15 protein-coding genes, 1 tRNA gene and 1 other RNA gene are annotated in these 18,995 nt (G+C 73.8%); 7 read left to right on the plus strand and 10 right to left on the minus strand.

Annotation, left to right across the window (positions count from 1 at the left end; all coding sequences use genetic code 11):
* Positions 1–33 precede the first annotated feature (33 nt).
* Positions 34–615: a uridine kinase gene (locus ACFVSL_RS01595; RefSeq protein ID WP_386937898.1), complete on the minus strand. Its 582-nt coding sequence runs from the start codon at positions 613–615 to the stop codon at positions 34–36.
* A 72-nt stretch (positions 616–687) separates the two neighbouring features.
* Between ACFVSL_RS01595 and ffs the strand changes: the two genes are divergently transcribed.
* The 3 genes from ffs (at position 688) to ACFVSL_RS01610 (ending at position 1,904) form a co-directional block, all read left to right on the plus strand.
* An RNA gene (ffs, locus tag ACFVSL_RS01600) (signal recognition particle sRNA small type) lies at positions 688–784 on the plus strand.
* A tRNA-Ser gene (locus tag ACFVSL_RS01605) sits at positions 782–869 on the plus strand. The genes ffs and ACFVSL_RS01605 overlap by 3 nt, the downstream gene beginning before the upstream one ends.
* Positions 870–1,382: 513 nt before the next feature.
* On the plus strand, positions 1,383–1,904 hold the full coding sequence (locus ACFVSL_RS01610; RefSeq protein ID WP_386937899.1) for a hypothetical protein: 522 nt from the start codon (positions 1,383–1,385) through the stop codon (positions 1,902–1,904).
* Positions 1,905–1,982: 78 nt separating this feature from the next.
* Here ACFVSL_RS01610 and ACFVSL_RS01615 read toward each other — a convergent pair whose 3' ends face one another.
* Both ACFVSL_RS01615 and ACFVSL_RS01620 read right to left on the minus strand, forming a co-directional pair.
* The gene (locus ACFVSL_RS01615) at positions 1,983–2,603 is read right to left on the minus strand and encodes a GNAT family N-acetyltransferase (RefSeq protein ID WP_386937901.1); all 621 of its coding nucleotides are present in this window, start codon (positions 2,601–2,603) and stop codon (positions 1,983–1,985) included.
* A gap of 66 nt (positions 2,604–2,669) precedes the next feature.
* Positions 2,670–4,598 (minus strand): helicase HerA-like domain-containing protein, encoded by a 1,929-nt coding sequence (locus ACFVSL_RS01620; RefSeq protein ID WP_386937902.1) that lies wholly within the window; start codon positions 4,596–4,598, stop codon positions 2,670–2,672.
* 648 nt (positions 4,599–5,246) lie between these two features.
* Here ACFVSL_RS01620 and ligD point away from each other — a divergent pair.
* Together ligD and ACFVSL_RS01630 are read left to right on the plus strand one after the other, a co-directional pair.
* Positions 5,247–6,527, plus strand: coding sequence for a non-homologous end-joining DNA ligase (gene ligD / locus ACFVSL_RS01625; RefSeq protein WP_386937904.1), 1,281 nt, complete (start codon positions 5,247–5,249; stop codon positions 6,525–6,527).
* Complete coding sequence (locus tag ACFVSL_RS01630) at positions 6,524–7,441, plus strand: aminoglycoside phosphotransferase family protein (RefSeq protein WP_386937905.1); 918 nt, start codon at positions 6,524–6,526, stop codon at positions 7,439–7,441. The genes ligD and ACFVSL_RS01630 overlap by 4 nt, the downstream gene beginning before the upstream one ends.
* A 12-nt stretch (positions 7,442–7,453) precedes the next feature.
* On the opposite strand, the gene menC is transcribed toward ACFVSL_RS01630, so the two are convergent.
* Genes menC through ACFVSL_RS01665 form a run of 7 tightly spaced genes read right to left on the minus strand, consistent with a single transcriptional unit; the run spans position 7,454 to position 14,857 of the window.
* Positions 7,454–8,641 (minus strand): o-succinylbenzoate synthase, encoded by a 1,188-nt coding sequence (menC, locus tag ACFVSL_RS01635; RefSeq protein WP_386937907.1) that lies wholly within the window; start codon positions 8,639–8,641, stop codon positions 7,454–7,456.
* Positions 8,638–9,474 carry a GNAT family N-acetyltransferase gene (locus tag ACFVSL_RS01640; protein WP_386937909.1) on the minus strand — a complete coding sequence of 279 codons (837 nt, stop codon included), beginning with the start codon at positions 9,472–9,474 and terminating at the stop codon, positions 8,638–8,640. The genes menC and ACFVSL_RS01640 overlap by 4 nt, the downstream gene beginning before the upstream one ends.
* 50 nt (positions 9,475–9,524) lie before the next feature.
* Positions 9,525–10,457, minus strand: a complete 933-nt coding sequence (gene pucL / locus ACFVSL_RS01645) for a factor-independent urate hydroxylase (RefSeq protein ID WP_386937912.1) — start codon at positions 10,455–10,457, stop codon at positions 9,525–9,527.
* Positions 10,458–10,463: 6 nt separating this feature from the next.
* Positions 10,464–10,808 (minus strand): hydroxyisourate hydrolase, encoded by a 345-nt coding sequence (gene uraH / locus ACFVSL_RS01650; RefSeq protein WP_386937913.1) that lies wholly within the window; start codon positions 10,806–10,808, stop codon positions 10,464–10,466.
* Positions 10,805–12,730: an allantoinase AllB gene (gene allB, locus ACFVSL_RS01655; RefSeq protein WP_386937914.1), complete on the minus strand. Its 1,926-nt coding sequence runs from the start codon at positions 12,728–12,730 to the stop codon at positions 10,805–10,807. Before allB ends, uraH begins: the two co-directional genes overlap by 4 nt.
* On the minus strand, positions 12,727–13,545 hold the full coding sequence (locus ACFVSL_RS01660; protein ID WP_386937916.1) for a bifunctional allantoicase/(S)-ureidoglycine aminohydrolase: 819 nt from the start codon (positions 13,543–13,545) through the stop codon (positions 12,727–12,729). The genes allB and ACFVSL_RS01660 overlap by 4 nt, the downstream gene beginning before the upstream one ends.
* Before the next feature lie 43 nt (positions 13,546–13,588).
* Entirely contained in the window at positions 13,589–14,857 is a 1,269-nt protein-coding gene (locus ACFVSL_RS01665) for a DUF6986 family protein (protein ID WP_386937917.1), read from the minus strand.
* Between the two features lie 214 nt (positions 14,858–15,071).
* On the opposite strand from ACFVSL_RS01665, the gene ACFVSL_RS01670 reads away from it, so the two are divergent.
* Together ACFVSL_RS01670 and xdhB are read left to right on the plus strand one after the other, a co-directional pair.
* Positions 15,072–16,562 carry a xanthine dehydrogenase small subunit gene (locus ACFVSL_RS01670; protein WP_386937918.1) on the plus strand — a complete coding sequence of 497 codons (1,491 nt, stop codon included), beginning with the start codon at positions 15,072–15,074 and terminating at the stop codon, positions 16,560–16,562.
* Complete coding sequence (gene xdhB, locus ACFVSL_RS01675) at positions 16,559–18,991, plus strand: xanthine dehydrogenase molybdopterin binding subunit (protein WP_386937920.1); 2,433 nt, start codon at positions 16,559–16,561, stop codon at positions 18,989–18,991. Before ACFVSL_RS01670 ends, xdhB begins: the two co-directional genes overlap by 4 nt.
* Positions 18,992–18,995 lie beyond the last annotated feature (4 nt).

An 18,995-nucleotide genomic window follows, 5' to 3' on the forward strand; every position in this document is an offset into this window, starting at 1 on the left:
CATCCTGAGTTCTGCACGCGCCGGTGCTCGGGCTCAGCGCGTGTCGACGATGAGGTGCGCCACCTCGCGCGGGTCGAACCGCTCGGCGAAGTCGCGCTCGTTCGGCACCCAGACCTCGTCCCAGAGGCGATCGTGGCGGCGCCCCAGCGCCTCGTCGCGCGCCTTGCCGCGCCGGGCTGCGATCTCGAGGTCGAGATCGACCCAGATACGGAGGTCGAGCAGCTCGACCGTCTCGGGGTGGAAGAGGCCGATGAGGTCGACCACGAGCACCTCCGCGTCCGGCAACGGGCGCGGCTCGCCGAGGCGGTGCGCGCCCCAGTCGTACGGGCGGTACTCACCCGGCCTCCCCTCGCGGAACGGGCGCAGCACCTCGACGGCGAGACGCCCGCGCTCGACCCCGCTCCAGTCGCTCGAGCGGAGGTGCGAGCGCACCGGATCGAGGAAGTCGTCGCCTCGGATGCGGGCGATGCCACCGCCGCGCTCGACGAGGGCCCGCGCGAGGGTCGACTTGCCCGCTCCGCAGAAGCCCGAGACGCCGACGACGATCGGCCGCTCCGCCGCAGCCCGCACCGACATCACCCGAGCGTGCACGGCGTCGAGGGTGGTCCGAGGCATCCCCCAAACGTACTGGGGGCGCGGCGCGAGCGACGCTGGTTCTTCGAGGCCCCTCCGCTCGGGTAGACTGTCGGAGGCTCCCCACGTGGCGCCATCCAGGCCAACTCCCCCAGGGCGGAAACGCAGCAAGGGTAACCGGGCTCTGGCGGGTGCGTGGGGGGTCTCTGGAGGATTCGCCTAGTGGCCTATGGCGCACGCTTGGAAAGCGTGTTGGGTGAAAGCCCTCAGGGGTTCGAATCCCCTATCCTCCGCCAAGATGCCCGAGCCGGGTGCGCGCACCGCACCCGCACACGGGGCTCGAATCCCCTCTCCTCCGCCAAGATGCCCGAGCCGGGTGCGCGCACCGCACCCGCACACGGGGCTCGCCTCCACCGCGACTCGTCTTCCCCGTCGCCATCGATGAGGGGTCGTGCGCGTCTCCTTCCCAGGGCGTATTGCACCGTCGCCGGAAGCGCCTATGCTGTCCTGAGCCGGGTCGTGAGGGCCCGAGGTGTCGACGAAGACGACGGCGGCCTCGTTGACCCCACGACGCCGGCGCCGGCTTCCCACGGGCTCCCCCGATGCGCCGCCCTGAACCGCGTGACGCCCCCGCGTTTCCGGGCCTCGCACGCGCGATTCGCCCCCGTGTCCTCATTAATGCGGAATAGCGGCGTCCCCCGATCGGGCGCATCATATGAGGGATGTCAGCAGCACAGGTGGACACGAGGAGTGGGGACGCAGGGGGCTCCTCCACCAGCGCAGCGGCAGCAGGGGGCGACGGCCTCAGGGTGATCACCCTGAGGCCTCGTCGCACTCTCGGGTGGAACTACGGACTCGCTCTCACCGCGCTCGTCGTGCCGTTGCTCGCCGCCGAGTTGTGGCTGCTCGACCAGCCCACCGCGTGGCCCATCGTCGCGGCGACCGCGGCGGTCCTCGGCGTGCTCATCGGCCTCGCCTGGGTCGCCTATCGACGGGCCCGGGTGTCGGTCAGCAAGTACGGGATCGTCGAGCGCGGCTTCTTCGGCGCGACGACCGTCATCGCGGCGCGCGACGTCGCGGGCGTGCTGCGCCTCGCGCTGTACCGTCCGAACAGCCTCGACACGACCGACGAGCTGTTCGTCGTCTGCCGCGGCGGGCGGGGGCGCTTCCGCATGCGCGGCCGCTTCTGGGACGAGCACACCATGAGCCTCGTCGCCCAGGTGCTCGAGGTCGACGAGACCGAGCGGACCGAACCGGTCACGCTCGCCGAACTGCGCCGGAGCGATCCGACGCTGCTCTACTGGTTCGAGCGGCGCTCGCTCCTCGGCTGAGCCCTGAGCACTGAGCACTGAGCGCTGAGCACTGAGCGCTCAGCCGATGGCGCTCAACGCGCCCACCTCACCGGCGAGTCAGCTCGTCGCGATGCCGAGCCGCGGCGACTGCGGCGTGCTCGACGGCAGCTCGTGGAAGCCCAGCCGGTCGTAGAACGCCCGTGCTCCCGTGTTCGCGGCCGCGAGGCCGAGGTGCAGCGCGGGCACGCCGCGGGCGGCGAGCTCGGCGCGGACGGTGTCGATGAGTCGGCGCCCGAACCCCTGCCCCTGCAGTTCGGGCAGCAGGTCGATGTGCAGGTGCGCGGGGTACTCGGCGAGCTCGGGCACGAGCATGCGCTCGGGGTGGAGGCCGGCGTCGATGAGGTCGGGTTCGGTGAAGTCGGGTGCGTGCACGGTGGGTGCTCCCGCGACCGGATGCCTCGCCGCGAAGCCGGGAGCCCACTCGCGCCGCCACCACTCGACGAAGTCGGCGGTGTCGGCGATCGCCATCACGTAGCCGAAGGCACGGCCGGTGTCGGTGTCGGCGACGACGAACGCCAGCTCGGGCGCGTACTCGACGTACGGCAGCGCGAACACCTCTGGCATGAGCGAGTCGTCGGAGTAGACCCCGGTGGCGTCGCCGCCGGCCGCGGCCGTGCGCAGGCAGATCAGCGCGACGTCGTCGCGGTCGTCAGGGCGGTACGGGCGGATCTCGAACACCAGTCGATTCTTCCCGATCCCGAGCGGTCTCGGGACGATTCGCGACGCGGGCGACGGCGTCGGGGCTCAGCGGCGCTTCGCCATGCCGAAGAGGCCGGTGAGCACCTGGCTGATCACCTTCTGCGTGGTCTTCGAGCCGAGCACCTGGTCGAGCGTCGACCGCTGCGACGAGCGCGAGCCCGAACCGCTCGAACGAGACGAGCCCGAGGTCTTCTTCAGCAGCCGGTCGTACTCGGCCTGCGCCTTCTTGTCGGCCTTCGCCGCGTCGGCCTGGATCTTCGCCTGCATCTTCGCGTACTCGGCGTCGGCCTTCGCCTTGGCCTCGGCCGCCTCGGCGGCGTCGGCGGCCGCCGCGGCGTCGGCCATGCGCTTGGTGAGCAGTTCATGGGCGGATTCGCGGTCGATGGCGGTGCCGTACTTCGCCATCAGCGGGGAGGCCGCGACGGCGGCGTCGATCGAGGCGTCGGCGCTCGGCGACATCGACGCCTGGGGTGCGCGCAGTCGCGTCCACGCGACGGGTGAGGGCGCGCCCTTCTCGTTCATGACGGTGACGACGGCCTCACCCGTGCCGAGCACGGTGAGCGTCTCCTCGAGGTCGTAGCCCGACTTGGGATAGGTCGAGACGGTCGCCCGCAGCGCCTTCGCGTCGTCGGGCGTGAAGGCGCGCAGCTGGTGCTGCACGCGCGAGCCGAGCTGGGCGAGCACGTCGCCCGGCACGTCCTTCGGGGTCTGCGTGACGAAGAAGACGCCGACGCCCTTCGAGCGGATGAGCCGCACCGTCTGCACGACCTGGGCGAGGAAGTCCTTCGAGGCGCCGTTGAACAGCAGGTGCGCCTCGTCGAAGAAGAAGACGAGCTTGGGCTTGTCGAGGTCGCCGACCTCGGGCAGGCCCGCGTAGAGGTCGGCGAGCAGCCACATGAGGAACGTCGAGTAGAGCGCCGGCTTGTCGGCCACGCCGGGCACCTCGAGCAGGCTGATGACCCCGCGGCCGTCGGCGGCGGTGCGCAGGAACTCGGCGGTGTCGATCTCGGGTTCGCCGAAGAACACGTCGGCGCCCTGGTCGGCGAAGGTGATCAGCTCGCGGAGGATGACGCCGACGGTCGCCTTCGACAGGCCGCCGAGGCCCTCGAGCTCGGCCTTGCCCTCGTCGCTCACGAGGTACGCGAGCACGGCGCGCAGGTCGTCGAGGTCGAGGAGTGCGAGCCCGTTGTTGTTGGCGTAGTGGAACACGAGCCCGAGGCTCGACTCCTGCGTGTCGTTGAGGCCGAGCACCTTCGAGAGCAGCAGCGGCCCGAAGCCCGAGATCGTGGCGCGGATCGGCACTCCGCGCCCGACGCCGCCGAGCGAGAAGAACTCCGTGGGGAAGCTCGCCGCGCTCCACGCCTGCCCGATGCCCTCGGTGCGCTTCAGCAGCTTCTCGTTGCCCTCGCCCGGGGTCGCGACGCCCGAGAGGTCGCCCTTGATGTCGGCGGCGAACACGGCGACGCCGTTCGCGGCGAGCTGTTCGGCGAGCACCTGCAGGGTGCGGGTCTTGCCGGTGCCGGTGGCGCCCGCGACGAGGCCGTGCCGGTTGGTCATCGCGAGCGGGATGCGCACCGGGACATCCGGCATCGCCTCGCCGTTGACGAGCGCCCCCAACTCGAGCGCCGGCCCTTCGAACGCGTACCCGGCGCGCACGGCGTCGATCGCGTCGGGGTCGAGCGGTCCGGATGCCTCGGCGCCGGCCGGTGCGGCGGGCGCCGCCTGGGCCGGGGCGGCGGCAGCGGAATCGCCTGCGGCCGACCCGGTCGCGGGTCCGGATGCGGGCTCGGGCGCGGCGGCCGCGGGCTCGGCCGCAGTGGACTGCGCCGACGCCGCGGCGGCCGCGGCCTGCGCGAGCGCTGCGGCCTCCTCCGCCGCCTTGATGGCGGCCTCCGCCTGCGCCTGCAGCGCCTTCGCCGCTGCTGCGGCCGCAGCCGCCGCCTCCTGTGCCTGCTTCACCGCGTCGTCCGACATGTGCTGATCCTACTGACGCACCCGGGAACCGCTCCGGTCGGAGCGGACGCGATTCGGCGATCGCCCGACGCAGTCCCTCGGGGTTGCACAGGCTCAGCGCGGTCGCCGAGACGACCTCGCCGGGCGCGTGGAGCACTCGTCGAGCGAGATCGGCGAGCAACGGTGCGGCCGCCGAGCCCATCGCGACGTCGGTCTCGACGAGGAGCGCGAGCGCACCGGGATGCTCACGGTACTCGTCGTCGAGGAGCATCGCCTCGCGCACGATCGCCTTCTCCGTCGTGCCGAGGAAGTACGCGAACTCGTCGATGAGCTCGTTCGTCGCGGCATCCACCTTCACCGGCTTCTCCGTCACCGGCGGCTCCTCTCTCACGATCTCGTCGGTCGTCGTCGCGTCGCATGCGGACGAGTCGGCAGCTCGGCGGTGTCGGTACCTCGACAGCACGGATGGTTCCTGTTCGCATGGCCGGTACCGGAGTACCGGAGTACCGGTCCCTCGACAAGGCGACTCTTCCCTGCGGCACCATGCCGTCCGGACGCGGGCGGGACCAGGCCGACGGGTCGGCGGGCGGCCGGGGCCGGGGAGGAGCGGTCGATCGCGACCGGTCCGCAGGGTTCCGCCGGGCGGGCGCCCCGTCCTAGGGTGAGGGGATGAGCCCGGCAGCGCGTGCGGCAGAGGTCATCGACGTGGGGGGCCGCGAGGTGCGGATCTCCCACCCCGACAAGCTCGTCTTCCCCGAGCCGGGCCTCACGAAGCTCGATCTCGTGCGGTACTACCTCGCGGTCGCCGACGGGGCGCTGCGCGGCGTCGCCGGTCGGCCGATGGTGCTGAAGCGCTTCGTGAAGGGCATCGACCAGGAGGCGTTCTTCCAGAAGCGCGCCCCCGACAAGCGTCCCGACTGGATCGAGACCGCGACCCTGCACTACGCCTCGGGGAACTCCGCGGAAGAGGTGGTCGTGACGGACTCCGCCGCGCTCGCCTGGGTCGTGAACCTCGGCTGCATCGACCTCAACCCCCACCCCGTCAGGGCCGACGACCTCGACCACCCCGACGAGCTCCGGGTCGACCTCGACCCGATGCCGGGCGTCGACTGGTCGCAGATCGTCGACGTCGCGTTCGTCGCACGCGAGGTGCTCGACGACCACGGGCTCGTCGGCTGGCCGAAGACCTCGGGCTCGCGGGGCATCCACATCTCGGTTCGCATCGAACGCGAATGGAGCTTCGCCGAGGTCCGCCTCGCCGCCGAGACCCTCGCCCGCGAGGTCGAGCTGCGGGCACCGGGGCTCGCCTCCGCGCGCTGGTGGAAGGAGGAGCGCGGCGAGAGCGTGTTCGTCGACTTCAACCAGAACGCGAAGGACCGCACGGTCGCCTCGGCCTACTCGGTCAGGGCGCTGCCCGACGCACGCGTGTCGACGCCGCTCGACTGGTCGGAGGTCTCCGACAGCCGCCCCGAGCGCTTCACCGTGGCGACCGTGCTCGAGCGCTTCGCCGAGCGCGGCGACCCGGCGGCCGGCATCGACGACGCCGTCGGGCGGCTCGACGGGCTCCTCCGGCGCGCCGAGGAGCTCGGGCCGGCCGAGAAGGCGCCGCGCGGATCCGACGGATCGGGGCGCCGTCGGTCGACCATGCCGCTCATCGAGATCGCCCGGGCGAAGACCAAGGACGAGGCCCTCGAGGGCCTCGAGCGGTGGAAGGCGCGGCATCCCGAGGCCGTCGCGCTCCTCGAGCCGGCCGACGTGCTCGTCGACGGCATGCGCGGCAGCTCCTCGCTCTGGTACCGCATCAGGGTGAACCTCCAGCACGTGCCCGAGGGCGACCGGCCGCCGCAGGAGCCGCTCGAGGTCGACTACGACCCGTGGGCGAAGTACCGCGACGCGGACGGAGCGATCTCCGGCCCGCCCGCCGGCGGCCCGAACGGCCGCACCTCGTGAGCGACCTCGGACCCGTCGACCCCGGCCACGGGGCCGACCTCGAATGGCTGCACCACTGGCGGCTCCGCGCCGACGGCGACGTGCAGACGACCGCCTCGAGCACCCTGATCCCGGTCCGCACCGAGGAGGGCGTGGCCGCGATGCTGAAGATCGCCCGCATCGACGAGGAGGAGCGCGGCGGCGAGCTGCTCGAGCGCCTGGGAGGACGCGGCGTCGCCCGGGTGCTCATGCGCGAGGGGGCGGCCGTGCTGCTCGAGCGTGCGACCGGACCGAACGACCTCGTGCGGCTCGTGCTCGCCGGGCGCGACGACGAGGCGACCCGCGTGCTCTGCGACGCGGCGGCCCGGTTCCACCTCGCGGTCGCGGAGCTCGAACCGCCGGACGACCGCGACGCGCTCGCCGTCGACGCCGACGCGGCCGCGCGCACCGAGTCGGGCGAGCCGTTGCTCGTGCCGCTCACGACCTGGTTCCGCGAGCTCTTCGCCCATGCCGACGGGCTCGACCCGCTGCACCGACGCGGCGCCGAGCTCGCCCGGGAACTGCTCGACGCGCCCCGCGACGAGCGGGTGCTGCACGGCGACCTGCATCACGGCAACGTGCTCGACTTCGGCGAGCGCGGCTGGCTCGCGATCGACCCGAAGGGGCTCGTCGGCGAGACCGGGTTCGACTACTGCAACCTGCTCTGCAATCCCTCGCACGAACGCGCCCTCGCGCCGGGCCGGCTCGAGCGGCAGTTCGGCGTCGTGCTCGACGCGACCGCCCGTGCCGGCGCACCGCTCGAGCCCGACCGCCTCGCCCGATGGCTCGTCGCGTGGTGCGCGCTGTCGTCGACCTGGTTCTCGATCGACGACGATCCCGTGCACGCCGACGGCGTCGCCCGCATCGGCGAGCGCGCGCTCGGCCTCCTCGGCTGACCGCCGCTCGCCTCAGCTCGTGAGCACGACTGCGCGACCGGTCGCCCAGTCGCGCACGAGCTCGGGGCGCACGGTCACGCCCGTGCCCGGGGCATCCGGCACCCTGAGCTGGCCGCGGTGTTCGCCCTCGCCGAGCACGAACGGCTCGGTCAGGTCGTCGGCGTAGTAGCGGTCCGACGCGGAGGTGTCGCCGGGGAGGAGGAACCCGGGCAGCGCCGCGAGCGCGACGTTCGCCGCCCTGCCGAGCCCGGTCTCGAGCATGCCGCCGCACCAGACGGGCACGTCGAGCTCGCGGCAGGCGTCGTGCACCCGCAGCGCCTCGAGGTAGCCGCCCATGCGCCCGGGCTTGATGTTCACCACCGAGGTCGCGCCGCGCTCGATCGCATCGACCGCGGTCGCGGCGTCGAGGATGGACTCGTCGAGGCAGACCGGCGTCTCGCACGCGGCGGCCAGACGGGCGTGGGTGGCGAGGTCCTCCTCGGCGAACGGCTGCTCGATGAGCAGCAGCTCGAACGCGTCGAGCGTGGCGAGCAGCGGGATGTCGTCGGCCGTGTACGCGGTGTTCGCGTCGACCTGGAGCAGCCCGCCGCGGCCCATCAGCTCGCGCACGGCCGCCACCGGCACGACGTCCCAGCCGGGCTTGATCTTCAGCTTGATGCGCCGGTAGCCCGCCTCGAGGTAGCCCGTGACCTCGTCGAGCAGCTCCTCGAGGGTCGGCGCGATGCCGACCGAGACGCCGCAGTCGACCCAGTCGCGCACGGCGCCGAACGCCTCGCCCATCGAGCGGCCCTGCGCCCGCAGCTCCGCGTCGAGCACGGCGGCCTCGAGCGCGCCCTTCGCCATGCGGTGCCCGGCCACGAAGCCGAGGGCGCCGGCGACCGATCGGGCGAGCGGCAGCGAGGCCCCGCGGCGGCCCGGCCCCTCCTCGCCGCTCGGCTGCGTCGCGCGAGGTGCCTCGAGCAGCGCGGGCGCGAGGTAGCGTTCGATCACGGATGCCGCGCCGTCGACGTACTCCGCCGAGTAGAACGGGTCGCGCCCGGCCACGCATTCGCCCCAGCCGTCGCCGGCGTCGGTGCGCACATGCAGCAGCAGCACCTCGCGCACGGTCTCGCGCCCGAAGCTCGTCTCGAAGGGCCGCACGAGGGGCACCTCGATCCGGTGCAGCTCGATCGCCTCGATGCGGCTCGCCGTCGTGCTCATCTCGTCTCCTCGTCGTGACGGTCGGGGTCGTCGTCGGTGAAGACGTAGTCGCCGTGCGCGTCCAGCTCGGGGCGGAGCCCCTGGCGGGCCATCCGCGTGAACGCGGCGACCGACGCCTCGCGCAGGCGGGCGGCCTCGACGGGGTCGGCCCGCCGGAGCGACTCGAAGTCGGCGACGAGCCCGAACCGCTCACCGCCCGACCACGCGGGCGCGGGGGCGCCTGCGAGTGCCCGCTCGACGCGCGGGGCGTCGAGCCGCCAGCGCACTTCGAACCGGTCGCTGCGGTCGGCACCGGTGATCTCGTCGCCGATCACCCCGTAGAACTCGGGCAGGTAGGCGGCGACCTCGGCGCCGAGCCGCACGAGGTTCATGCGCGCGTTGCGCCGGATGAGCGGGTCGAAGGTCCAGCGGATCTCGTCGACGCCGTGCGCGAGCGCGAGCGCACGCTGGCGGAGCTTCAGCGCGACGCCGATGCCGTGCCCGCGGGCCCCGGGTGCGACGGCGTTCATGTGCGAGTGCAGGTGCAGGCCCTCGTTCCAGCCGAGGAACCCGAGCGTCGCGCCGAGCAGCGCGCCGGGCTTCGCGAACGGCGGCGTCGCCGAGGCATCCACCCCGCCCTCGTCGTCGGCGACCGCGACGAGCACCGTCGCGCCGGCGTGCAGGAGCGCCCGGATCATCGAGTGGTCGGGGCCGCGCCCCTCGCCCCACGTCGCCTCGAACCGCTCGAGCACCGCGGCGATCTCGTGTTCGGCGGCTTCGCGGGTGACGACGCCCGAGCGCAGCTCCGCCGCCTCGGCGAGCGCTTCGGCGGCCTCCACGACGTCACGGTCCATGCCAACAGAGGCTAGCCGACCGCGGGGCGCGGCACCCGTGCCCGTGCGGCTCAGCAGAAGCCCCCGACGCCCTCCCACGCCGCGGGCGCCGGCTCGACGCCCTCGCGGGTGACCGACGCCTCGATCAGGCCGTACGGGCGGTCGGCGGCGAAGAACACCTCGTTCGGGTTGTCGAGGCCGAACGGCGCGAGATCGACGACGAAGTGGTGCCGGTTCGGCATCGAGAACCGGATCTCATCGAGCTCGGCCTCGCGCTCGAGCACCGCCCGGCCCATCTCGTACAGCGTGGCCTGCAGCGCGGGCGAGTACCCCTCGGCGAAGCTCGCGAGCAGGCGCGCCCGGACACGCGAGTAGAGCGCGTCGTAGTCGGGCCGGGCGCCGGCGGCGAAGCGCCAGCGCACGGCGACGCTCGTCGCGAGGATCCGGTCGGCGGTCTCCTGGAGGGTCGTGTAGCGGTCCCGCGGGAACCCCTCGAAGCCCGACCCCGTCGTCTTCATGACGGTGAGGTCCTTCAGCCCGCCGAGCACGTGACGGGTTCCGCCGTCGACGACGACGGCCGCGGTGCGCACCTCCTGGCCGGCCCGCACGAAGGCGTGGTCGTGCGGCCCGCCGTCGGTCGCGATGCGCTCCCAGGCGAACCGCTCGGCGAGCCATCGCCCGCCCGTGACCCACTCGAACCCGCCCGTGAAGTGCTCGGCCAGCCGCAGCAGGAACGCCTCGGGCGCGCCGACGCCCTCGCGGGCGAAGGCGAAGATCGTGTTCTTCTGGGTGTCGGTGGCGACGACGTGCGCGTTGTCGCCTACGAGGTGCGCCGCCGAGAAGTCGCCGCTCAGCTGCGAGGTGACGCTGAGGTCGTCGAGCTCGTGCCGTGCCCGGTCGCGCGTCACCCGCACGAGACGCACCTCGGCCTTGCCGTAGCGGTTCGGGCCGAGCACGATATCGCCGCCCGTCCCGCCGCCCCCGCCGTTCGCTCCGTCGGTCATCTCGTCTTAGCTCCCTCGGTAGGTGGAGTACGCGAATGGGCTGAGCAGGATCGGCACGTGGTGATGCCGTCCCTCCTCGTCGACCGTGAAGGTGATGAGCACCTCGGGGTAGAAGCCGCGGGTGCCCCCCGCGGCGAAGTAGGCGCCCGTGTCGAAGCGCAGCCGGTACTCCCCCGCGGCGACGCGCTCGGGGCCGAGCGCGTTCACCCGTCCGTCGTCGTCGGTCGCGGCCCGCGCGAGGCTCGTCCACTCGTCGCCCGTGCCGCGCCGGAGGAGCTCGACGGCGACGCCCGCTGCGGGCGTGCCGCGGGCGGCGTCGAGCACGTGGGTCGTGATCTGCGACCGGCTCATGAGAAGCGTCCTTCCACTCGCAGCACGGCGATCTCGCGCAGCTGCTCGGCGACGACCGCCGCTTCCGCGACCTCGTCGTTGCCGAGGCGGTCGGTGAGGGCGTCGAGGATGTCCCGCGCGGAGCGCCCCGCGGCCCGGACGAGGAACACCCGCCCGAAGCGGCGCTCGTACGCGGCGTTCCCCTCGGCGAGCGCGCGGGCGAGCTCGGCGTCGGCGGGGTCGACCCCGGCCTGCTCGCCGCGCGAGAGCGCCGCCGATTCGCCCGTTCCGGCCGCACGCTCGCCGATCCGCGGGTGGTCGCCGAGCGCCTGCGCGACCTCGGCCTCCGTGAACGGCGAGGCGGCCCCGACGGCCGCGCGCACGAGCTCGTCGACCGACGCGTAGGGGCGGCCGTCGACGAGCTCCTCGCACCAGCGGGCGACGTCGAGGCACGGCCGGAGCGACGCGATCGCGTCCTCGCGATCGGCGCCGTTGAACCGCTCGAGCGGGCTCGCCTGCGTCATCGTCTCATTGTGCAGGCGCCCGCCCGCGAGGGGAACCGGCTCGCGCCGGAGCATCCGCCCGCGAGGCCGCTCGCGATCGACTGGCTCGCCCGCGAGCAGGGTCCGCCGCACGACGCCGGAGAGCTCGCGGCCGTCGTACGGCGAGACGGGATGCCGGTGCAGGAGCGCGGCGGCGTCGACGGTGAACCCGGCGTCGGGCGCGAACACGACGAGGTCGGCGTCGGCGCCGACCGCGAGGCGCCCCTTCGTGCGCAGGCCGACGAGCTCGGCCGGGCGTTCCGACATCCACCGGACGACCTGCTCGAGCCCGATGCCGCGCCGCCGCGCCTCCGTCCACACGAGCGGCAGGCCGAGCTGCAGCGAGGCGATGCCGCCCCAGGCGAGCTCGAAGTCGCCGTCGCCCGCGAACTTCAGCTCGGGCGTCGCCGGCGAGTGGTCGGAGACGACGAGGTCGATGACGCCGTCGACGAGCCCCTGCCAGAGCGCGTCGCGGTTCGCCTCCTCGCGGATCGGCGGGCAGCACTTGAACGCGGTCGCCCCGGCCGGCACGTCCTCGGCGCAGAGCGCGAGGTAGTGCGGGCAGGTCTCGACGCTCAGCCGGACCCCGGCGGCCCGGGCGGCGGCGATGCGCCCGAGCGAGTCGGCGGAGCTCAGGTGCAGCACGTGCGCGCGGGCGCCGGTGCGCCGGGCGGCTTCGATCACCGCCGCGATCGCCGTGTCCTCGGCGGCGCGCGGTCGCGACGCGAGGAAGTCGGCGTAGGCGGGCCCGCCGGGATGCGGGGCGCCCTCGATCAGCCGGGCGTCCTCGGCGTGCACGATGAGCAGCGAGTCGAGCTCGGCGATCCGCTCCATCGCCGCCGCCATCTCGCCGGCACTCACCGGCGGGAACTCGGGCACCCCCGACGGCAGCAGGAAGCACTTGAAGCCGAAGACCCCGGCGGCGACGAGCGGCCCGATCTCGTCGAGGTTGCCGGGCACGAGCCCGCCCCAGAACCCGACGTCGACGGCGAGCTGCCCCGCGGCCGCCGCGCGCTTCACCGCGAGCGCCTCGACCGACACCGTCGGCGGGATGCTGTTGAGCGGCATGTCGACGATCGTCGTGACCCCGCCGGCCGCGGCGGCCCGCGTCGCCGAGGCGAAGCCCTCCCATTCGGTGCGACCCGGCTCGTCGACGTGCACGTGCGTGTCGACGAGCCCGGGTAGGAGCACCTCGTCGTCGCCGAGCGTCTCGACGACGATGCCCTCGAGCCCGGCGCCGAGCGGCGCGATCGCCGCGACGACGCCGTCGCGCACGCCGAGCTCGACGGCGCCGAACCCCCCGCCGACGAGGGCGCGCCCGGCGACCAGCACCCGGTCGAACGACCCGGATGCCGCGGCGGCCCCGGATCCGGCGGGCGCCCGGCGGTGCTCGTCGCTCACGCGGTGAGCCTCACCTGCCGGTTGACGTCCTTGTAGAGCAGGTAGCGGAACGGCCCGGGGCCGCCCGCATAGCAGGCCTGCGGGCAGAAGGCGCGCAGCCACATGAAGTCGCCCGCCTCGACCTCGACCCAGTCGTCGTTGAGCCGGTAGACGCCCTTGCCCTCGAGGACGAAGAGCCCGTGCTCCATCACGTGCGTCTCGGCGAACGGGATGGACGCGCCGGGCCGGAACGTCACGATGTTGACGTGCATGTCGTGCGCGAGGTCGTCGGGGTCGACGAATCGGGTCGTCGCCCACGCGCCGTCGGTGCCCGGCATCGGCTGCGGTGCGACGTCCTGGTCGCGGGTGACGAACGACTCGGGCGCCGCGACGCCCTCGACCCGCTCGTACGCCTTCCTGATCCACTGGAAGCTCACGCGCTGCCCGCCCGCGTTCGCGATCGACCAGTTCGCGCCGGCGGCGAGGTACGCGTAGCCGCCCGGCTCGAGCAGGTGCCGCCGGCCCTCGAGGGTCAGGGCGAGCGCGCCCGCGGTGACGAACACGACGCCCTCGACGCCCGGCTCGGCCTCGGGCCGCTCGGCGCCGCCGCCGGGCGCGAACTCGACGATGAGCTGCGAGAACGTCGTCGCGAAGCCGGCGATGGGGCGGGCGAGGATCCAGGCGCGGGCGTCGGTGAAGCCGGGGAGGCGACTCGTCACGATGTCGCGCAGCACCCCCTTCGGGATGACCGTGTACGCCGTCGTCACGACGGCGCGGTCGCTGAGCAGCTCGCGCTGCGCGGGCAGTCCGCCCTCGGGGGTGAAGTAGTCGCTCATCGAGCCTCCTCGTGATGGTCCTCGGTGCACCGACGGCGTCCGTTCATCCCGCCGTGCGCCGTGCGCTCGCGAGCCCGGCGAGCGCGCCCTCGTCGAAGCCCGTGTCGGCGGCCGCCTCGTCGGCCGTGATCGCCCCGCACTGCACGCCTCGCCGCACGAACCCGGCGAGCGCGCGCACCGTGGCGGGCTCGTCGAGCACGGCGCCCTCGGTGCCGTCGTGCACGTGGCGCAGGCGGGCGGATGCCTCGGGGTACCCCTCGCGGTAGTAGGCGTACGCCGCGAGGAAGCGGGTCGGGAGCTGCGCCGGGTGGAGGTCCCACCCCTGCGGGAATCCTCGCTCGAACGCCCGTCGCACGAGGCGGGCGTGCACCCGCCACGCCTCCAGCGCGCGGTCGCCGACCGGCAGGAGGTTCGACGAGCCGTCGGAGAGCCGGATGCCGGTGCCCGCGACGGCGAGCTGCATGACGTGCTTCGCGTGATCGGCGGCCGGGTGCTCGAGCGACTGGTAGGGCGCCGCGATGCCGAGCGCGGCCGTGTAGTCGTAGGTGCCGAAGTGGAGGCCGACGAGGCGGCCGGGTGCGGCGAGCGCGAGCCGCGCCACGGGCGAGGTGCCGTCGGCGCCGAGGACGAGCTGGGGCGTCTCGACCTGCACTTCGAAGCGCAGCCGTCCGTCGGGCAGCCCGTGGGCGCGTTCGAGCGCCGCGAGCACCTCGGCCATCACCTCGACCTGTGCGACGGTCGACACCTTCGGGAGCGTGAGCAGGAGTCCGTCGGGCAGCCCGCCGTGATCGGCGAGCGCCGTGACGAAGAGGTCGAGTGTGCGCACGCCCCTGGCGCGCGTCGCTGCCTCGAACGACTTGCACCGGATGCCGATGAACGGCGGTGCGAAGTGCGCTCCCGTCGCGGCGGCCACGCGTTTGGCGGCACGCACGGCGTCGGCGTCCTCGGCGGCGTCGTCGCGCACGCCGTAGCCGTCCTCGAAGTCGATCCGCAGGTCCTCGATCGGCTCGGTCGCGAGCTTGCGCTCGACGAGCGGGGCCACCGCCTTCGCGATCGCCGCCTCGAAGCCGACCCGGAGGCCGAGCGCCTCGGCGCCGCCGGCCGAGGCCGCGGCCTCGCGCGCGGTCCGGCCCCACTCGACGGGCAGCTCGGGCGTGTAGCGATCACCGGGCACGTAGACGGTGTGCACCGGCTGCCGCGCGCCGTCGTCACCGGGGTAGGCGCGCTCGAGCAGCCGGTCGGTGTCGCCCAGCCGATCGTCGAGACGGGTCAGCTCGGCGGCGGTGAGCGCCGTGCGCGGGCGGGCGGGCACGCTCACCTCCGCGAGGCGTTGCGGACGACCCCGATGGCCATGCGAACACCTCCGTCCGCGCCGAGCGTCGGCACCGACGACGGCGTATCTCGGAGGCTACACCCGGGGCCGCGGCGGAGGCCCGAACCTGCCGTCTCGCGCACGGCGCCGGGCGGCTCCGAGGTGCGTAGACTCCGAAGGAGGGGTGCAACGTCGCACCGGAGGAGCCCGGCCCATGGAAGAACCCGTTCTCACCGTCAACGCACGGCGACGCCCGCTGACGGGCGTCACCGCGCACACGACCGCGCTCGACTGGCTGCGCTCGACGGGGCTCACGGGCGCGAAGGAGGGCTGCGCCGAGGGCGAGTGCGGTGCCTGCGCCGTGCTCGTCGCGACCCCCGATGGCGACGGCGGCACCGCGTGGACGGCGGTGAACTCGTGCCTCGTGCCGGTCGCGGCGCTCGACGGCCAGGAGATCGTCACCGCCGAGGGCCTCGGCGACCCCGAGTCGCTGCACCCGGTGCAGCGCGGGATGGCCGAGGCGGGCGGTTCGCAGTGCGGCTACTGCACCCCCGGGTTCGTCTGCAGCATGGCGGCCGAGTTCTACCGCGCCGACCGGGCCCCCGTCGGGGCGGCGGCGGCCGCGCCCCGACGTGCCGACGGCACCGACGTGGCCGACGCCGAGCACGGACCGAACGGCTTCGACCTGCATGCGCTCGGGGGCAACCTCTGCCGCTGCACCGGGTACCGCCCCATCCGCGACGCCGCCTACGCACTGGACGCGCCAGACGAGGGCGACCCGCTGGCCGAGCGGCGCTCGCACCCGGCGCCGGCACCGGTCGCGACCGACCTCGGCGCCGGGGGCGCCAGGTTCGTACGTCCAGCGACGCTCGACGCGGCGCTACGACTGCTGCACGACGAGCCCTCGGCCGTGGCCGTGGCGGGGTCGACCGACCTCGGCGTCGAGGTGAACCTCCGCGGTCGCCGCGATCCGCTGCTCGTCGCGATCGACCGCCTCGACGGGCTGCGCGCCGTCCGCATCGACGACGACGCCGTCGAGCTGGGCGCGGCCCTGCCCCTGTCCGAGATCGAGCGCCGCCTCGACGGCCGCGTGCCGCTGCTCGCCCAGCTCATCCCGCAGTTCGCCTCGCGGCTGATCCGCAACCGCGCGACCCTCGGCGGCAATCTCGGCACCGGCTCCCCGATCGGCGACGCGCCTCCCGCGCTCATCGCCCTCGACGCCCGGCTCGTGCTCGTCTCGCGCGACGGGGAGCGCGAGGTCGGCGTCGCCGACTACTTCACCGGCTACCGCGAGACGGTGCTCGCACCCGGCGAGCTCATCCGCGCGGTCCGCATCCCGCTGCCGCTCGCGAGGCTGACGGCCTTCCACAAGGTCGCGAAGCGACGGTTCGACGACATCTCGAGCGTCGCGCTCGGATTCGCGCTCGATGTCGACGACGGCGTCGTGACCGCAGCCCGCATCGGCCTCGGCGGCGTCGCCGCCACACCCCTGCGTGCGCACGCGACCGAGGCGGCGCTCATCGGCGAGCCGTGGAACCTCGAGTCGGTGCGCCGCGCCGCCGCGGTGCTCGCGGGCGAGGGCACGCCGATGTCCGACCACCGCGCGTCGAGCGAGTACCGCTCGCTCATGCTCGGCAACGCGTTGGTGAAGCTCTTCCACCGCGACGCCGCGCCGGCGCCCGATCGGGCGGGAGCGCCGGCATGAGCGGGCTCGCCGATCGCCCGGCCGACGCCGTCGTGGGCCGCGTCGCCCCGCACGAGAGCGCGGCCCTGCACGTGTCGGGTCGCGCGCAGTACACCGACGACCTCGCCGTCGTCACGGCGGGCGTGCTCACGGCCTGGCCCGTGCAGTCGACGCTCGCGCACGCCCGTGTCGCGCTCGACGTCGCGCCCGCGTACGACGTGCCCGGCGTCGTCAGGGTGCTCACGGCCGACGACGTGCCCGGCGTCAACGACGCCGGGGTGAAGCACGACGAACCGCTCTTCCCCGACGAGGCGATGTTCCACGGGCACGCCCTCGCGTGGGTGCTCGGCGAGACGCCCGAGGCCGCCCGGCTCGGCGCCGCGGCCGTGCGCGTCGAGGCCGAGCCGCTGCCCTCCATCGTCACGCTGCGCGAGGCGATCGACGCGGGTTCCTTCCAGGGCATCCCCCGCACGGTCGTGCGCGGCGACGCGGCCGGGGCGCTGCGCACCGCGGCGCTCGTCGTCGAGGGCGTCTCCGAGTTCGGCGGGCAGGAGCACTTCTACCTCGAGACGCACGCCTCGTTCGCCGTGCGCGACGGCGACGGCCAGTACCTCGTGCAGTGCTCGACGCAGCACCCGAGCGAGACGCAGGAGATCGTGGCGCACGTGCTCGGCATCCCGTCGCACGAGGTCACCGTGCAGCAGCTCCGCATGGGCGGCGGCTTCGGCGGCAAGGAGATGCAGCCGCACGGCTTCGCCGCGATCGCCGCGCTCGGCGCGAAGCTCACGGGCCGCCCGGTGCGGCTGCGGCTCGACCGCACGCACGACCTCACGATGACCGGCAAGCGCCACCCGTTCCACATCGCCTGGCGGGCGGGGTTCACGGGCGACGGCCATCTGCTGGCCCTCGAGGCGACGCTGACGAGCGACGGCGGGTGGAGCCTCGACCTCTCCGAGCCGGTGATGACCCGCGCGCTCTGCCACATCGACAACGCGTACTGGATCCCGAACGTGCGCGCCCACGGCCGCGTCGCGAAGACGAACCTGCCCTCGAACACGGCGTTCCGCGGGTTCGGGGGCCCGCAGGGGGTGTTCCTCGTCGAGGACGTCCTCGGCCGCGCCGCGCCCCTCCTCGGCATCGAGCCCGAGCGGCTCCGCGAGCAGAACTTCTACCGTCCCGGCCAGACGACGCCCTACGGGCAGCTCGTGAAGGACGCCGAGCGCATGCCCGCGATCTGGAACCGCCTGAAGGACGAGTGCGACCACGGCGCCCGCCGCGCCGAGGTCGAGGCGTTCAACCGGGCGCACGCCGAGGTCAAGCGCGGTCTCGCCCTCACCCCGATCAAGTTCGGCATCTCGTTCAACTTCACCGCTTTCAACCAGGCGGGCGCGCTCGTGCAGGTCTACAAGGACGGCTCGGTGCTCGTGAACCACGGCGGCACCGAGATGGGCCAGGGCCTGCACACGAAGATGCTGCAGGTCGCCGCCACCGCGCTCGGCGTCGAGGCGCACCGGGTGCGGCTGGCGCCGACCCGCACCGACAAGGTGCCGAACACCTCGGCGACGGCGGCCTCCTCGGGCGCCGACCTCAACGGCGGTGCGGTGAAGCACGCCTGCGAGCAGATCCGCGATCGCCTGGCCGAGGTGGCCGCGCCCCGGCTCGGCGTCGCACCGGGCGAGGTGCGCTTCGGCGGCGGACTCGTGCGCGGTCCGGGCGCCGACGGCCCCGAGCTGCGGTTCGACGAGCTCGTCGCCGCCGCCTATCTCGAGCGCGTGCAGCTCTTCGCGGCGGGCTACTACCGCACCGAGGGCCTCGAGTGGGATCTCGAGCGCATGCAGGGCTCGCCCTTCAAGTACTTCGCGTACGGAGCCGCGGCCGCCGAGGTCGAGGTCGACGGGTTCACGGGCGAGTACCGCCTGCGCCGCGTCGACATCGTGCACGACGTCGGCGACTCGCTCTCCCCGCTCGTCGACCTCGGGCAGATCGAGGGCGGCTACGTGCAGGGCGTGGGATGGCTCACGCTCGAGGAGCTCCGGTGGGACACGAGCGACGGCCCGAACCGGGGTCGCCTGCTCACGCAGTCGGCCTCGACCTACAAGCTGCCGAGCTTCTCGGAGATGCCGGAGGTGTTCAACGTGCACCTGTTCGAGAACGCCCGCGAGGACGGGGCCGTCTACGGTTCGAAGGCGGTCGGCGAACCACCGCTCATGCTCGCCTTCAGCGCCCGCGAGGCGCTGCGCGCCGCCGTCGGCGCGTTCGGTGCACCGCGGCGCAGTGTCGAGCTCGCGTCTCCGGCGACGCCCGAGGCGGTGTTCCGGGCGATCGAGGCGGCCCGGGCCGGCGCGGCAGAGCACGCGGCGGTCACCGGGGTCGCGCCCGGGGCATCCCTCGGGCCGGACGCCCCGTCGACGCCCCGCCGCGAGTCGGTCACAGCGCGGCGCGAGGTCTGACGAG

The organism is Agromyces sp. NPDC058064 (assembly GCF_042885275.1).
GTDB lineage: Bacteria > Actinomycetota > Actinomycetes > Actinomycetales > Microbacteriaceae > Agromyces.